Origin of the sequence: Sphingomonas sp., assembly GCF_013812825.1 — a bacterium.
Classification (GTDB): domain Bacteria; phylum Pseudomonadota; class Alphaproteobacteria; order Sphingomonadales; family Sphingomonadaceae; genus Sphingomicrobium.
In genome coordinates this window covers 28,992-44,256 of record NZ_JACCSU010000064.1, presented here as the reverse complement: position 1 = coordinate 44,256, position 15,265 = coordinate 28,992, and the positions used below count along the sequence as shown (strand labels likewise).

At 68.2% G+C, this 15,265-nt stretch carries 15 protein-coding genes; 10 read left to right on the top strand and 5 right to left on the bottom strand.

The window, feature by feature from the left end; all coding sequences use genetic code 11:
* A partial coding sequence (locus H0T81_RS08710; RefSeq protein ID WP_294011872.1) for a molybdopterin cofactor-binding domain-containing protein occupies window positions 1–1,756 on the bottom strand: 1,756 nt, incomplete at its 3' end.
* The gene (locus tag H0T81_RS08705; protein ID WP_294011870.1) at window positions 1,753–3,423 is read right to left on the bottom strand and encodes a class I adenylate-forming enzyme family protein; all 1,671 of its coding nucleotides are present in this window, start codon (window positions 3,421–3,423) and stop codon (window positions 1,753–1,755) included. The genes H0T81_RS08710 and H0T81_RS08705, both read right to left, overlap by 4 nt.
* Window positions 3,424–3,493: 70 nt before the next feature.
* Between H0T81_RS08705 and lgt the strand changes: the two genes are divergently transcribed.
* From lgt to H0T81_RS08675, 6 genes are read left to right on the top strand one after another with little or no spacing between them, the layout of a single operon-like run.
* Entirely contained in the window at window positions 3,494–4,378 is an 885-nt protein-coding gene (lgt, locus tag H0T81_RS08700) for a prolipoprotein diacylglyceryl transferase (protein WP_294011868.1), read from the top strand.
* Between the two features lie 26 nt (window positions 4,379–4,404).
* Window positions 4,405–5,358: an SAM-dependent methyltransferase gene (locus H0T81_RS08695; RefSeq protein WP_294011866.1), complete on the top strand. Its 954-nt coding sequence runs from the start codon at window positions 4,405–4,407 to the stop codon at window positions 5,356–5,358.
* Window positions 5,355–6,107 (top strand): peptidoglycan editing factor PgeF, encoded by a 753-nt coding sequence (gene pgeF / locus H0T81_RS08690; protein WP_294011864.1) that lies wholly within the window; start codon window positions 5,355–5,357, stop codon window positions 6,105–6,107. The genes H0T81_RS08695 and pgeF overlap by 4 nt, the downstream gene beginning before the upstream one ends.
* Window positions 6,104–7,522 (top strand): DASS family sodium-coupled anion symporter, encoded by a 1,419-nt coding sequence (locus tag H0T81_RS08685; RefSeq protein WP_294011862.1) that lies wholly within the window; start codon window positions 6,104–6,106, stop codon window positions 7,520–7,522. Before pgeF ends, H0T81_RS08685 begins: the two co-directional genes overlap by 4 nt.
* Window positions 7,523–7,531: 9 nt before the next feature.
* The gene (locus tag H0T81_RS08680) at window positions 7,532–8,857 is read left to right on the top strand and encodes a cystathionine gamma-synthase family protein (RefSeq protein WP_294011860.1); all 1,326 of its coding nucleotides are present in this window, start codon (window positions 7,532–7,534) and stop codon (window positions 8,855–8,857) included.
* Between the two features lie 28 nt (window positions 8,858–8,885).
* Window positions 8,886–9,110, top strand: coding sequence for a hypothetical protein (locus H0T81_RS08675; RefSeq protein ID WP_294011859.1), 225 nt, complete (start codon window positions 8,886–8,888; stop codon window positions 9,108–9,110).
* Here the strand turns inward: H0T81_RS08675 and H0T81_RS08670 are convergent.
* Genes H0T81_RS08670 through H0T81_RS08660 form a run of 3 tightly spaced genes read right to left on the bottom strand, consistent with a single transcriptional unit; the run spans window position 9,107 to window position 11,793 of the window.
* A complete protein-coding gene (locus H0T81_RS08670) occupies window positions 9,107–9,778 on the bottom strand; it encodes an HAD-IB family hydrolase (protein WP_294011858.1) in 672 nt (223 codons plus the stop codon). The genes H0T81_RS08675 and H0T81_RS08670 overlap by 4 nt on opposite strands.
* Before the next feature lie 10 nt (window positions 9,779–9,788).
* The gene (locus H0T81_RS08665; RefSeq protein ID WP_294011857.1) at window positions 9,789–10,556 is read right to left on the bottom strand and encodes an NTP transferase domain-containing protein; all 768 of its coding nucleotides are present in this window, start codon (window positions 10,554–10,556) and stop codon (window positions 9,789–9,791) included.
* A 13-nt stretch (window positions 10,557–10,569) separates the two neighbouring features.
* Complete coding sequence (locus H0T81_RS08660) at window positions 10,570–11,793, bottom strand: CDP-alcohol phosphatidyltransferase family protein (protein ID WP_294011856.1); 1,224 nt, start codon at window positions 11,791–11,793, stop codon at window positions 10,570–10,572.
* Window positions 11,794–11,806: 13 nt separating this feature from the next.
* On the opposite strand from H0T81_RS08660, the gene H0T81_RS08655 reads away from it, so the two are divergent.
* The 4 genes from H0T81_RS08655 to H0T81_RS08640 are packed head-to-tail and all read left to right on the top strand — an operon-like array spanning window position 11,807 to window position 15,265.
* A complete protein-coding gene (locus H0T81_RS08655) occupies window positions 11,807–12,925 on the top strand; it encodes an ABC transporter permease (RefSeq protein WP_294011855.1) in 1,119 nt (372 codons plus the stop codon).
* The gene (locus H0T81_RS08650; RefSeq protein ID WP_294011854.1) at window positions 12,922–13,710 is read left to right on the top strand and encodes an ABC transporter ATP-binding protein; all 789 of its coding nucleotides are present in this window, start codon (window positions 12,922–12,924) and stop codon (window positions 13,708–13,710) included. Before H0T81_RS08655 ends, H0T81_RS08650 begins: the two co-directional genes overlap by 4 nt.
* Entirely contained in the window at window positions 13,710–14,663 is a 954-nt protein-coding gene (locus H0T81_RS08645; protein WP_294011853.1) for an MlaD family protein, read from the top strand. The genes H0T81_RS08650 and H0T81_RS08645 overlap by 1 nt, the downstream gene beginning before the upstream one ends.
* Window positions 14,663–15,265 (top strand): ABC-type transport auxiliary lipoprotein family protein, encoded by a 603-nt coding sequence (locus H0T81_RS08640; RefSeq protein ID WP_294011852.1) that lies wholly within the window; start codon window positions 14,663–14,665, stop codon window positions 15,263–15,265. Before H0T81_RS08645 ends, H0T81_RS08640 begins: the two co-directional genes overlap by 1 nt.

The window sequence follows — 15,265 nt, the reverse complement described above, 5'->3', positions numbered from 1 at the left end:
GGCCGAGCGTGCTGCCGCGCGCGCCGCCGTCCCAGCCGCCCGCCGCCGCCGCCGACTGGATGCAGCGGGCGAGCCTCGGGCTGGGCCCAAGCATCGCCATCCGGAACGCCAGCGGCTCGAGCCCCGCCGCGTGCGCGAGCTCGTCGATGAAGCTTTCGATGAAGAAGGCCATCGGCCGCTGCGGGTGGCCGCGCATGTAGCCGACCGCGAACGGCGCATTCACGGGGACCGCTTCGATGCTGAGATCGGCGATCGCGTAAGGCGGGATCGCGCCGTCGAGCGCGGTCTGGCCGAGTGATTCTGGTTCACCGGCTCCGGCCAGGCGGCCGATCGCCGCTCCGAGTCCGTCGCTGGTGGCGACGCGCATCTTCCACGCCGCGGTGATCCCGCCGGCCCCCGGAAGCGCGGTCATCCGCGCCAGGGCGGCGGGCGCGACTCGGTCGTGGTTCTGGCTGCTGCTCGGCGACAGGCTGAGCTGGACCGGGCGCTCCAGCTCGCGGGCCAGCTCGACCGCCATCGGGATCAAGTCGGCCTCGAGCGAGCGCCCGCCAGGCTCGCCGACCGGCATCGGGTAGAAAGTCACGTCGGCGGCGGCGATCCCGGCCGCATCGGCGGCCGCGGCGCGGGCGAAATCGGGCGCCTGGGTCGGCGCCCACACCTCGAGCCGGCCGTCGCGAAAACGGGCGGTGGCGGTCAGCGGCTCGAGCCCCAAATGCTGCGCCGGAGCGACCCAGTAACTGGCCGCCAGCGGCCGCGATCCCTCGACCGCCGAATCATAGTCGCCGCGGCTGAACCAGCTGTCGGACTCGCCGCTGTCCAGGAGGTTGGCGAATAGGCCCCGGAGGCGATCGCGCGGCGGGCTTGGCGGCGCGGAGAAACGCGGGTTTGCGGATTTGATCGCCTGCTCGGCCGCCCACCAGCTGTCGGCGGCGATCGCCAGCCACTGGTTTCGGACGATGACGGGATGGGCGCCGGCGCCCTTGCGCGCGAAGGCGGTGAGGCGGCCGCCGGGTGGTGCGAGGCGGGCGGAGGCGAACAGCATGTCGGGCAGCCGGACGTCGGCCGCGAAGCGGAAGCTGCCGTCGCTCTTGGCGGGAAGGTCGAGGCGCGGCAGCGGCTTTCCGCTCAGGCGGGCGCCGCTCGAGCGACGGCGCGGGCTGGACGGCGGGTTGCGGGCGGCCGCTTCCTCGGCGAGCTCGGCGAAGGCGAAGGTTTTCGCCCGGTGGAGGACGAAGCCGTCGACGGTGTCGCATTCCTCGGTGTCGACGTCCCAGCGCTCCGCCGCGGCGGCAATCAGCATCGCCCGGGCGGTCGCTCCGGCCTCGCGCAGCGGCTGGTCGAACGCCCGGACCGAGGTCGAGCCGGCGGTGATCCGCATCGGCTCGAGGCTGAAGCGGCGCAGCCGGCCGATGCCGTCGAGCCAGCCCTCCTCGGCGGCGAGCGGGTTGGCGTAGGCCGGGGCGAGCGGCGCCGGCTCGACCGCGACCGTCTCCCAGGCGGCACCCAGTTCGTCGGCGACGATCTGCGGAAGCGCGGTCCACACGCCCTGCCCGGTTTCGACCTGCGGCACCGCGACCGTCACCCGGCCGTCGCGGCCGATCTTGAGGTAGTGGCCGAACGCCTGCTCGCCCTTGCGCTCGGCGAGGCTAGAGGCGGACCCGCGCGGCCAGGCGAGGTAAGCGACGATCAGGCCGATTCCGGCGCCGCCGCCGATGAGAAGCGTCCGGCGGTCGATTGCTGCCGGCGCCTGCCTCAACGGCCGTATTGCGCCTTCAGTACGACCCGGTCGATCTTGCCGGTGCCGAGGCGCGGCAGGGCCTCGTCGGAGAAAATCATCCGCGCCGGCACCTTGAAAGCAGCCAGCCGCTGCTCGAGGAAGGAGCGCAAGCGGGCCTCGTCCAGTCCGCTGCTGTCCTTTGGAACGACAATCGCCATCGGCACCTCGCCAAGCCGCTCGTCGGGAGCCCCGAACACCGAGACTTCGGCGACGTCCGGGCAATCGTAACAGGCGGCCTCTACCTCGGCGGCGGAAATATTCTCGCCGCCGCGGATGATGATGTCCTTCTTGCGATCGACGATGAACAGGTAATTGTCCTCGTCGAGATAGCCGATGTCGCCGGTGCGGACATAACCGTCGCCGGTGAACAGCGAATTGGTGGCCGAGGGATTGCGCCAATAGCATTTGATGTTCGCGGCCGAGCGGATCGCGATCTCGCCTCGCTCCCCGGGTGGCAGATGGGCGTCGCCGGCGCCGAGGATCGCGACCTCGACGAACGGCTTGGCCGGACGGCCCGTCGATGCCGGCTTGGCCGCGTAGCTGCCCCAGAAATTGATGCAGCCGACCGCGTTCGTCTCGGTCAGGCCGTAGCCGAGCGCCGGTTGCGCTTCGGGAAACTCGTCCTTCAGCCGCTCGACATGGCTGACCGGCCGCGGAGCGCCGCCGGCGGTGATGTCCTTCAATGACGACACATCAAATTTGTGACGGTCGGGGTGGTTCATCAGCTCGAGGCTCATGGTCGGAACCCCGACGAAATAAGTGATATTCTCCTTTTCGATCAGCTTGAGCGCCTCGCCCGCGTCCCATTTGGGCATCACCACCATGCAGCGACCGACAACGAAGCTGTTGAGCATCACCGGCACTTCCCCGGTGACGTGGAACAAGGGCACGCTGAGCAGGGTGCGCGGCGGGGTTTCCGGGGCCCGTCCCTCCTCGGTCAGAAGGCCGAGCAGGGTCATCAGTCCGCTGGCGTAAGTGTAGGCGCCGGTGGTCACCGCGCGATGGGTCGACAAGGCGCCCTTGGCCTCGCCGGTCGATCCGGAGGTGAACAGGATAGTCGCATCGTCCTCGGGCGCAATCTCGGGCAGGGTATCGGCCGGGCTCGAGCCTTCCAGCAGCGGCGCGAGCGCCATTTCCAGCGGCTGATCGACAGCCAGAGTGAGCAGCTCGTAATCGCCCCCGACCGCTTCGATTCGCCTGGCTCGCGGCTCGTCGGCAATGACCAGCTTGGGCTCGACGAGCTTGAGAGCGTGCGCGAGCTCGTGGCTTTGCCACCAGCCGTTGAGCAGGGTCGCCACCCCGCCCGCCTTCAGGATCGCCATGTAGGCGACGACCCAGCTGGGGCAGTTGCGCATCGCGATTCCGACCCGGTCTCCCTTGGCGATGCCGCGGCCGGCGAGCGCCAGGGCCAGCCTTTCCGACACTCGGTCGAGGTCAGGGAAGGCGAGCCGCTCGTCGCTCGCGACCAGCGCGTCGCGGCCGTCGGAGTAGAGCTCGCAAAAGGCACGGAACAGGCCCGGCAGGGTCGCCGGGAAATTGCCGACGATGGCCCGCCCCCCGGAGTCGCGCTCGATCACCAGGCGCCCTCCCGGGCCGATCACCGCCGCGAGGACGGAGTCGAACCTGCGGTCGAGTTCGCTCGGCATTTTCGTCTCGGCTCCTTTGCCCTTTGCGGGCGGCCATCTTATGAGGCGCTGAACCTCAAGGGGGAAGTCCTTGCAACCCGCCAATACCGCTTCCGATGCAATCGCCTGGACCGATCTTCATCTGTCGCCGGTCGCGCTCGACCTCGGGCTGTTCGAGCTGCGCTGGTACAGCCTCGCCTACCTCGCCGGGATTTTCATCGGCTATTGGTACATGCTCAGGCTGCTCAAGGAGCCGGGCGCGCCGATGGCCCGGCGCCATGCCGACGACCTTGTTTTCTATGCCGCGCTCGGGATCATTCTCGGCGGCCGGCTGGGCTACGTGCTGTTCTACAATCTCAGCTACTATCTCCAGAATCCGGTCGACATATTGAAGCTGTGGGACGGCGGCATGTCGTTCCACGGCGGGGTCATCGGAACGACGCTCGGAATCCTTTACCTGGCGCGCAAGGAGAAGCTGCCGTGGTTGCGGATCCACGACTATGTCGCCTGCTGCGTTCCGTTCGGGCTGTTTTTCGGCCGCCTCGCCAATTTCGTGAACCATGAGCTGTGGGGCGCGGAGACGAACGTCCCCTGGGCGGTTCGATTTCCCGAGATGGCCGCCAATGGCGAGATGATCCTCGGGCCGCCGCGCCATCCGACCCAGCTCTATGAAGCCGGTCTCGAGGGGCTGGTCCTGTTTGCCATCCTGTGGTGGATGTTCTGGAAGACCGAGGCGCGCTATCAGCCAGGCAAGCTCGTCGGAGCGTTCATCCTGTTCTACGGCGTCTTCCGCTTCGCCATCGAGTTCGTCCGCGAGCCCGACGAGCAGCTGGTCGAGTTCGCCGCCGCGACCGGCCTGCAGATGGGCCAGTGGCTGTCGCTGCCGATGATCGTCGGCGGCCTTTACCTGATGATGACCGCGGCCAGGCGACGGGTTCGGGTCGAGCCGACCCTGGGCTCGGCGAGCGTCGCCTGAGCGAGTTTCGCGACGAGCTTTTCACGATGATCCGCGCGGGCGGCCCGGTCACCGTCGAGCGCTACATGGCGCTCAGCAATGCGCATTATTACGCGACCCGGGACCCGCTCGGAGCGGCCGGCGACTTCACCACCGCGCCGGAGATCAGCCAGATGTTCGGCGAAATGCTCGGAGCGGCGCTCGCCGATTGCTGGCTTCGGGCGGGAGCACCGGCGGACGCGCTGTACGTGGAGCTCGGGCCGGGGCGCGGGACGCTCGCGGCGGATGCGCTGCGGGTAATGCGAACAGCGGGGTTCGCCGGTGAAGTGCATTTCATCGAAACCAGCCCTTTGTTGCGCGACTTGCAGTGGCAGCTGCACCCTGACGCCGAATGGCATTTGGAACTTGTTACGATACCTGAAGATCGGCCGCTTTTGCTGGTCGCCAATGAGTTTTTCGATGCCCTGCCGGTGCGGCAATGGGTCGGCGACGAAGAGCGGCGGGTGACCATCGAGAACGATCGCCTCGCGTTCACAGTCAATGGCGCGGTCCGCGAGGATTCGCCGGCCCGCGATGCGATGGCGTGGGAAATCGGCGCTCAGCTCGACGTGCGAGGCGGCGTCGCTTTGATCATTGACTACGGCCACGCGCGTTCGGGCAAGGGCGATACGCTGCAGGCGGTGCGCGGGCACCGCTACGCCGACGTGCTCGCCGATCCGGGGGAGCAGGATCTGACCGCGCACGTCGATTTCGAGGCGTTGGCCAGGGCTGCGTCAGCCGGCGGGGTCGAAGCAACCCGGGTCGTGAGCCAGCGCGAGTGGCTCGAGCGGCTTGGGATCGCCGCTCGGGTTGAGGCCCTCGCGAAAGCTCACCCGGAGCGCGCGGACGAGTTCGCCACGGCGCGCAAACGGCTGTGCGATCCCGACGCCATGGGGCGGCTGTTCAAGGTGATGGCGGTGCACTCGCGCCCGTGGCCGGCGCCGGCGGGGTTCGAGCCGTGAGCGTCGAGGTGATCCGGGCCGCCAACCTGGCTGGCGTCGCGCACGGCTTCCTCGGGCGTCGCGGCGGCGTCTCGACCGGCGAGCTGGCCGGACTCAACGTCGGCTACGGCAGCGACGACGATCGCGCCGCGATCGCCGAGAACCGCTCCCGGGCGATCGCCGCCGTGCTGCCGGGCGCCGAGCTGGCGACCGTCCATCAGGTCCACGGCGCCACGGCGGTCAAGGCCGAGCACTCCTGGCCGCTGGACGAGCGGCCGCGCGCCGACGCGATAATCAGCGATCGGCCCGGCCTGCTGCTCGGAATCCTGACCGCCGACTGCGCGCCGGTGCTGCTCGCCGATCCGGACTCGGGAGTGGTCGGGGCCGCGCATGCCGGGTGGCGCGGAGCGCTCGCGGGCGTCACCGATTCGGTCATCGAAGCGATGGTGGAACTGGGCGCCCGGCGCGAGCGAATCGCCGCGGCGGTCGGACCGTGCATCGGGCGCGAGTCCTACGAAGTCGACGAGGCGTTCCAAGCGCGATTCCTGGCGCAAAGCCCGGACAATGAGCGATTCTTCGCCGCCGGCCCAAGGTTCGACCTGGAAGGCTATGTCGTCGACCGACTGACCGCCGCGGGCATCGGCAGCGTCGAGGCGCTCGGGCTCGACACCTACACCGACGCCGACCGCTTTTTCAGCTACCGGCGGTCGACCCACCGCGGCGAGCCCGATTACGGCCGGCAGGTATCGATGATCGGGGTCGCCGGATGAGCGAGGGCAACGCGACCGCTCGCTGGGGGCTCTGGGGCGGGCTGCTCGCGTTCATCGTGCTGCTGGCGCTGCCGGCTCCCGCCGGCATGCCGCTGGCCGCGTGGCGAACGACCGCGCTGGTGGTGCTGATGGCGACCTGGTGGATGACCCAGGCCCTGCCGCTGACCGCCACCGCGCTGCTGCCGTTCCTGCTGTTCCCGATGTTCGGGATCATGGACGCCAACGAGACCGCGGCGTCTTATTATTCGCCGATCCTGTTCCTGGTGCTCGGCGGGGCGATCATCGCTTTGGCGATCGAGCGCACGGCGCTTCACCGCCGGCTGGCGCTGGCCATCGTCAAGCGCGGCGGGAGCACTCCGGCGGCGATGCTGCTGGCGTTCATGATGGCCACCGCGATCATCTCGATGATCGTGTCCAACACCGCGACGACGCTGATCATGATTCCGATCGCGCTCGCCGTTCTCGCGGCTGCGCAGATCAAGCCGGGACACACGGAAGGGTTCGCCGGGGCGCTGGCGATGGGCATCGCGTTCGCCGCGTCGATCGGCGGATTGGGGACCCTGGTCGGTTCGCCGACCAACGCGATCGCCGCCGGGATCATCGAGCGGGCGACCGGACTGCACATCAGCTTCCTGATGTGGGCGATGTACGGAATCCCGCTGGTGCTGCTGGCGATCCCGATCAGCTGGTGGATCCTGATGAAGGTCCAGCGGGTCCAGGTCACCGACTTCAACCCGGCGCAGGCGCTGGCCGGGATCGGCACCGCCGGGCAATGGAGCATCGCCGAAAAGCGGCTGGTGCCGCTGATCGCCGCGGTGGTCGCGGGCTGGGTCGCGATTCCGTTGCTCACCCCGTTCCTGCCGGCCAATTCGCTGACCGACGGGACGATCGCGATCGCCGGCGCGCTGCTGTTGTTCGTCATCCCCGACGGCACCGGGCGGGGGATCCTCAACTGGGAGGAAGCGAACCGCGCGCCGTGGGGGGTGATCATGCTGTTCGGCGGCGGCCTCGCGCTGGCCGCCGGGATGGGCGAGTCGGGGCTCGGCGACTGGCTCGGGGTCGCCCTGCAGCCGCTGCGGTCGGTCCACCCGCTGGTGGTCGCGGTGGTGCTGGTGGCGATTGTCATCGTCATCACCGAGTTCGCCTCGAACGTCGCCGCCGCCAGCGGGATCATCCCGGTGGTCGCCGGGATCATCGCCGCGACCGGCATCGACCCGATCCTGCTCGCCCTGCCGGCGGCGTGGGCGGCGAGCTGGGGCTTCATGCTGCCGTCGGGGACCGGGCCCAACGCGATCGCCTGGGCGACCGGCCATATCGCCTTGCCGCGAATGCTCAAGGCGGGGCTGCTGATCGATCTTGCCGGAGTGCCGCTGATGGTCGGGATTGTCTGGCTGATCGCGGCGCTGATGGGCTAGAGGCCGAGCATGGCCCACGAAGAATCCGGCACAGACGAATCGGAACTGAGCGGCGCGAGCCCGAGGCGCAAGCCCAAGCCTTCGCCGACCAGCATCGGCAATCACAAGCTCAGCCCATCGACGCTGATGATGGGCTACGGTTTCGACCCGGCGCTGAGCGAGGGCTCGCTGAAGCCGCCGGTGTTCCTGACCTCGACCTTCGTGTTCGAGAACGCCGCCGCCGGGAAGCGCTTCTTCGAAGGAGTCACGGGCAAGCGGCCGGGCGGTGCCGAGGGGCTGGTCTATTCGCGCTTCAACGGGCCCAACCAGGAAATCCTCGAGGATCGCCTGAGCATCTGGGAGCAGGCCGACGACGCCTTGTCCTTCTCGAGCGGGATGGCGGCGATCGCGACCCTGTTGCTGACCTTCGTCCAGCCTGGCGACGTGGTGGTTCACTCGGGGCCCCTGTACGCGGCGACCGAGACTCTGATCGCCAAGATCCTCGGCCGGTTCGGAGTGTCGTGGCTCGACTTCCCGGCCGGCGCGACCCGCGAGGAGATCGACGAGGTGATCGCGCAGGCCAAGGCCAAGGGCCGGGTATCGCTGATCTATCTCGAAAGCCCGGCCAACCCGACCAACGTGCTGGTCGACGTCGAGGCGGTCGCGGCGGCGCGCAACGCCGCGTTTGGAGCGGGCGAGCGCCCGCCGATCGCGATCGACAACACGTTCTTGGGCCCGCTGTGGGCGCACCCGCTGAAGCAGGGCGCCGACCTGACGATCTACAGCCTGACCAAATATGCCGGCGGGCACAGCGACCTCGTCGCCGGCGGGCTGGTCGGGCGGCAGGCGCTGATCGACCAGGTGCGGATGATGCGCAACACCATCGGCACGATCTGCGACCCGAACACCGCGTGGATGCTGCTTCGGAGCCTCGAGACGCTCGAATTGCGAATGGTGCGCGCCGGCGACAATGCGGCCAAAGTGTGCGCGTTCCTGCGCGACCATCCCAAGGTGGAAAGCGTCGTCTATCTCGGCTTCCTCGACGAAGGCTCGCGGCAGGCGGACATCTACAACCGTCACTGCACCGGCGCCGGGTCGACCTTCTCGCTCTATCTGAAGGGCGGCGAGAAGGAGGCGTTCGCGTTCCTCGACGCGCTGACCATTGCCCATTTGGCGGTCAGCCTGGGGGGTACCGAGACCTTGGCTAGCGCGCCCGCGGCGATGACCCATCTATCGGTCCCCGACGAACGCAAGCAGACGCTTGGCATCACCGACAATCTGGTGCGAATCTCGATCGGGGTCGAGGACGCCGACGACCTGATCGCCGACTTCGAGAACGCTCTGCAGGCGGTTTGACCGCCGACTCACTGATGGGCCCCATTGGATGATCCTGCTGGGTGCCGACGGGGTGAACATGGTCGAAGGGCTCGTCGACGATTTGGCGCGCGGCAAGGTGCCCAACATCCCCAAGGAAATGGGCGTCCCGGCGGAGTGGAAGCACAACAAGACCGGGCTGGCGAAGAAGATCGGCGTCGCTGCCGTCATCGGCGGGAGCATTTTCGCACTGCGCATGCGCGCTCGAAGGAAGGACCGGCGGGCGGCTAGCTAACCCCAGTCCTCGATCGCCCAGCCGCGGGTCCTCGCGAGGCGCCGCAAGCGCGCGTGGGGGTTGACGGCGACCGGCTCGTCGACCCACTCGAACGTCGGCGCGTCCGACGCATGATCGGAATAGAAGCGGACGTGGCCGTGGCGGCCGGTCAGGCCGGACTTCTCGACCCATTCGGCGATCATCCGAAGCTTGGCTTCGCCGTAGGCATTCTCGCCCTCGATCCGCGAGCGAATGCGCTCGTCGAGCCCGATCACCGAGCCGGTGCCGATGACGTCGTCGAAGCCGAGGCGGTCGGCGATTGCGTTCGCGTAGAGGCGGTAGGAGGCGGTCGCGAGAATCAGGCGGCGGCCCTCCATCCTGTCGCGCACGATGGCCGTTCGAGCGCCGGGACGGACGTTGTGAGCGACGGTCGCATCGGCGAAGCTGTCGACCAGCGGCTTGAGGTCGCTGGGGTGGATCCAGCGGCCGAGCAGCAGCTGGTGGTTGATTTCCTTCAGGCGCCCGCGGTCGATGATCCTCGCCACGTAAAGCAGCATCGAGGCGAGCACGAACGGCAGGAGCAGCAGCCGCCACGGCGCCCGGCGGAGCGCGCAGTGGAGCAGGAACGGCGTGTAGGTCGCCCGGCGGGTGAGCGTCCGGTCGAGGTCGTAGATCGCCAGGTCGCTCATTGATGTCTGTTCATGCGCGGCCCGCGAGGATCGCCTCGACCAGCGCGTGGTCGCCGGGCTTGTCGACGTCGACCGCGGCGAGCGGGTTGGCCATTTCGACCGCCCGCACGTCGAGGCGGAGCTTGCGACCGATCCGCCGCAGCGCCTCTTGAAGCGTCAGCAGCCGAAGCACGCTTCCCAGGAACAGCGCCGGGCCCATCGCCCACAGCAATCGCCAGCCCTTCTTGCGGTCCTGCTCGACCGACCGCCACAGTGCAATCGCTGGAGCGACGCTCGGCGAGCCCAGCAGGAACAGGTTGGCGCCGCTGTAGGCCCCTCCCCGGAAGCGGATCCAGGTGCGGCGGGTCGCCGGCAGGCGCTTGAGCAAGGACTGGCGCTCGACCACGGCGATGGCGATGTCGGCGTCCGCCGAGCGATTGCAGAAGTCGTCGATCATGGCCGCGTCGAGCAATGCGTGGTCGGCGGTCGTCAGCAGCACCGGCCATCGGGTGGAGGGATCGCTGCACACCCGCTCCAGGGTCTCGGCGATGGTCGCGCCCGAAGCGTCCACCGTCAGCCGTGGGTCGGAAGGCAGAACCTGCGCAATCCGCGGCGCCTGCTGAGCGAGCACCCGGACCGCGGCGATCCGGTCGCTCGACAGCAAGGCGGCGACGGGGCGTCGGACCATCGCCTCGCCGCCGACCAGGATCAGCGCCTTGAGGTCGGTGCCGTGCTCTTCCGCGAACGCGTCCCTGCCCGGGCGCGAGCCGGCGAGCACGATCGCGGTAAGGCCGCTCATGCCAGCGCGAACCTCATGCCAGCCACGACACCACCTCCCGGCCCTGCTCGGCCCGGACCGTGGCCTGCGCCATCCGGACCGCGTGGAAGATCAGGGAGACGAGGGTCCACAGGGCGACCAGCTCGATGCCGATGTCGGGGCGGCCGAACAGCAAGGCGGCGAACAGGATCACCATGTTCGGGTTGCGCCGCGCGGTGACCAGCCGGAACTGGCTGTCGATCGGCCGCCAGACGTGGATATGCATGCCGTGGCGGCGCAGGAAAATACCCTCGATCAGCCGCTGGGCGACATAGCCGCCGATGATCACCCACAGCAGCATGGTTTCGTAGATCGGCTCCAGCGGACGACCGTAGGCTTCGAGCCCGTGAAGCCACGCCCACCACCAGAATGGCGGGTGGACGAGGTCGATTCCGTGATCGAACAGATTGCCCCATTCCGACGAGGTGCCGGTGCAGCGGGCGAGCTTCCCGTCGACCGTGTCAAGGACCATGAAGACGAAGCCGGCGGCGATCCCGAGCCAGTAATGCCCCTCCCAGAACAACCAGAAGGCGAGCACGCAAAGGACGAAGCCGGCCGCGGTCACCATGTTGGGAGTGAGGCCCGCCTCGGCCGCCCAGCGGGTCAAATAGAAAGCGGGGCGACGCCACAGATAGAGCGTCAGCGCGTCGGTCACGCCCTTGTAGCTGGCGTCATAGGCGGCGCGCTCGACCGGCTCCGGATCGGCGGGATCGAGCGGCATGACGAACGGGCGGTCGCGCTTGCGCAGCTTGCGGTAGCTGAGCTCGACCGTTTCCGCCTCGACCCTTTCGAGGCCCGCCAGCGCGGTCATGTCGCCCTTGACGAGGGCTTGCGCGAGCGCAGCCGCGGAAGCGTCGGCGGGAACATGGGCGAGCACCGGCTTGCCGCCCAGAGTCAGCACGGTTGCCGGGCGGTTGGCCATCTCCGTCAGCCAGGCCGGGTCCCACGCATAATCGAGGCTCGCCAGGAGAGCTTCGCGCCCGCCCGGCGGCGAGTCCGCGCACTCGAAGCCGGCATTGGCGGCGAGGCGGCAGGCGCGGGCCTTGGCGTCGAGCCCGAACAGTCGCGCCGAGTTCGACCCGACGGGGACAAACAACAGGGGCGCGTCGCTCGACATGACCGAGCGGCTTAGAGGCGACAATGGCGGCAGGAAAGTGGCGGCCCGGCCGGACTGGGCCGCGGCGGCGCAATACTTGCCCATGTGAAGGATTTCGCGCACTAATCTAGGCCTGATGGCCGATGACGATCAAACCGCCGCGGAATCCCGGGGGGCACGCGAGGGTGCCGGCGAGACCTATCGAATTGCCGGCGCGCTGACCATTACCCGCGCCGCCACGACCGCTCGCGAGATCGAATCGCTGAGCGATCCGCTGACCATCGACCTGTCGAAGGTCGAGAAAATGGACACCGTCGGAGCCTGGCTGGTCTATCGAACGGTCCGCGACCGCGGCGCGAAAGTGGTCGGCGCCACCCCGGAGGAACAGAGCCTGCTCGAGCAGGTCGCAGAGGCCGACAAGCCGGTCAAGGTCCACCCCGAGGGCGCCAGCGGGTTTTTCTATGTCCTCGACGAGCTCGGCCAATGGATCCTTGAGCTCGGCCGGACGCTGGTCGGGCTGCTCGCTTTCTTCGGCTCGACCCTGGTCGCGTTCGCCAACCTGGTCGCCCATCCCAGGCGTTTCCGAGTGAACGCCGTCGTCCAGCGCTTCGACGTGGTCGGGATCCGGGCGCTGGGGATCATCGGCCTGATGAGCTTCCTGATCGGGATCGTCGTCGGCCAGCAGGGCGCGGTGCAGCTCGAGCAGTTCGGCGCCGAAGTCTTCACCATCAATTTGATCGGCCGGATCACCGTCCGCGAGCTGGGCACTCTGATGACCGCGATCATGGTCGCCGGCCGCTCGGGATCGGCCTTCGCCGCCCAGATCGGGACGATGAAAATCACCGAGGAAATCGACGCGATGCGCACCATCGGCGTGTCGCCGATCGAGGCGCTGGTCATCCCGAGGCTGATTGCCAGCACCATCATGATGCCGTTGCTCGCGTTCTGGGCGATGATGATGTCGCTGCTTGGCGGCGGCATCTTCGTCTGGCTGCAGCTTGGAATTCCCCCGACGACCTATATCCAGCGCCTGCAGGAAGTCGTGCCGATCACCGACTTGTGGATCGGACTCATCAAGGCGCCGGTGTTCGGCTTCATCATCGGCCTGGCCGGCTGCTTCCAGGGCATGCTGGTCCAGGGCAACAGCGAAGAAGTCGGGATGCGAACCACCACGGCGGTGGTCCAGTCGATCTTCCTCGTCATCGTGCTCGACGCGATGTTCGCCGTGTTCTTCAGCTCGATCGGCTGGAAATGAGCGAGAAACCGATCATCACCGTTCGCGGCCTGCGCAACAGCTTCGGCGACGAGCTTGTCCACGACGGCCTGGAGCTCGACGTCCGGCGCGGCGAGATCCTGGGGGTCGTCGGCGGATCGGGCACCGGCAAGTCGGTGCTGATGCGATCGATCATCGGCCTGCAAACGCCCGACGAGGGCGACATCGAAGTGCTCGGCGAGAATATGGTCGGCCGAAGCGAGGACGAGGCCAAGAACATCCGCCGGCGGTGGGGGATTCTGTTCCAGAACGGGGCCTTGTTCTCGACCCTGACCGTGGCCGAGAATGTCGAGGTGCCGATCCACGAATATTTCCCGTATCTGAAGCCGCCGCTGCTCGACGAGATCGCGTCCTACAAGATCGCGATGAGCGGGCTTCCGGCCGACGCCGGGCCCAAATTTCCGGCCGAACTGTCGGGCGGGATGCGCAAGCGCGCCGGGCTCGCCCGGGCGCTGGCGCTCGACCCGGAGCTTTTGTTCCTCGACGAGCCGACCGCCGGCCTCGACCCGATCGGCGCCGCCGCCTTCGACGAGCTGATCCTGGCGCTCAAGGAAAAGCTCGAGCTCACCGTGTTCCTGATCACCCACGACCTCGACACGCTGCACACGATCTGCGACCGGGTCGCGGTGATCGCCGACCAAAAAGTTGTGGCGGTTGGAACGATTCCGGAACTATTGTCATTGGAACATCCTTGGATTCAAGAATATTTTAATGGCCCACGCGGTCGCGCTGCGGCCGGCAACTATAAGGAAGCCGTCGAGGCCTGATGGAAACGCGGTCCAATCACGTGCTGGTCGGTGCAGTGGTCCTCGCGATGCTCGCGGGGCTTTTGCTGTTCACCGTCTGGCTGGCGGGCCTGTCGACGAAGACGACGCGCTGCTTCGACATTTACTTCGCGCAGGCGGTTGGAGGGCTCAACAAGGGCTCGACGGTCAGCTTCTCGGGCGTCCCGGTCGGCACGATCGAGAGCATCTCGCTGCTTCCCGACCGTCCGGAGTTCGTCTGGGTGAGGATCAACGTCGACGACCAGACGCCGGTTCTCCAGGGCACGACCGCGGAGATCAAGGGAGTGGGCTTCACCGGAGTCAGCGAAATCCAGCTGACCGGCGCGGTCAAGGGCGGCCGGCCGCTCAGCCAGCCGGGACCGCAGGGCTGCCCAGTGATCCCGTCGAGCTCGGGCGGACTCGGCGCACTGCTCAACAGCGCTCCCGAGCTGATCGACCGGATCCAGCGGCTGACCGAGCGCCTGACCGAGCTGCTCAGCGACGAGAACCAGAACGCGATCGCCGACATCCTCGACAACATGAAGCGGACCACCGACGTCCTCGCCGAGCGGGCCCCCGACCTCGCCGACGCAATCGGTGATGCGCGGATTGCAGCGCGCAACGCCGGCATCGCCGCCCAGCGGGTCGGAGTGCTCGCCGACAGCACCAACCGGCTGGTCAACGAGGAAGGGCGGCCGGCGGCCCAGGACCTTCGGCGCGCGATCGCCGGGGTCGAGCGCGCCGCCAGCAACCTCGACGCGATGGTCGCGGACGCGCGCCCGGGAGTGCAGAATTTGACCAAGTCGACGCTTCCGGAGGTCAACCGCCTGGTGCGCGACATGCGCGAGCTGACGGTGACCCTGCGCGGCTTTTCCGAACGGCTGGAGCAGGAGGGCATCGGCGGCGCGCTCGGGCCGGAGAAATTGCCCGACTACAAGCCGGCGAGGAGGCGTTGATGAAGCCGCTGTTGCGCACTGCCGTTGCGGCCGTTCTCGGGCTCGCGCTCAGCGCCTGCTCGCTTGGCGGTTTGCTTGGCGGCGGAAAGACTCCGCCGACTCTGCTGACGCTCACTCCGCAGGCGGCGCTTCAAGGCGAATTCACGCGCACCGTCGGCGCCGGCCAGGCGGTGACGATCGCGGTTCCGGTCATCGGCAAGGAGCTTCGAACAGTGCGGGTGCCGGCGCAGGTCAGCCACATGGAAGTCGCCTATATCGAGGACCTGCAGTGGGTCGATACGCCCGACCGCCTGTTCCAGTCCTTGCTGGCCGAAACCGTGCGGCGGACCACCGGCCGGGTAGTGCTGGACCCCAGGCAGGCGACGCTCGACCCGGGCGTGCAGGTGGCCGGAGAGCTGCACAAAATGGGCTACGACGCCGCCGAGCAAGCGGTCATCGTGCGCTTCGACGGAGCCATTTCGACAGCCGGCGGGACGCGCGTCGAGACTCGCCGGTTCGAGGCCAGGGTGCCGACCACCCCCGACGCGGCCAACGTCGGCTACGCGCTCAACCAGGCGGCCAACCAGGTCGCGCTCGAAGCGGCGAGCTGGATCGCCCGCTAG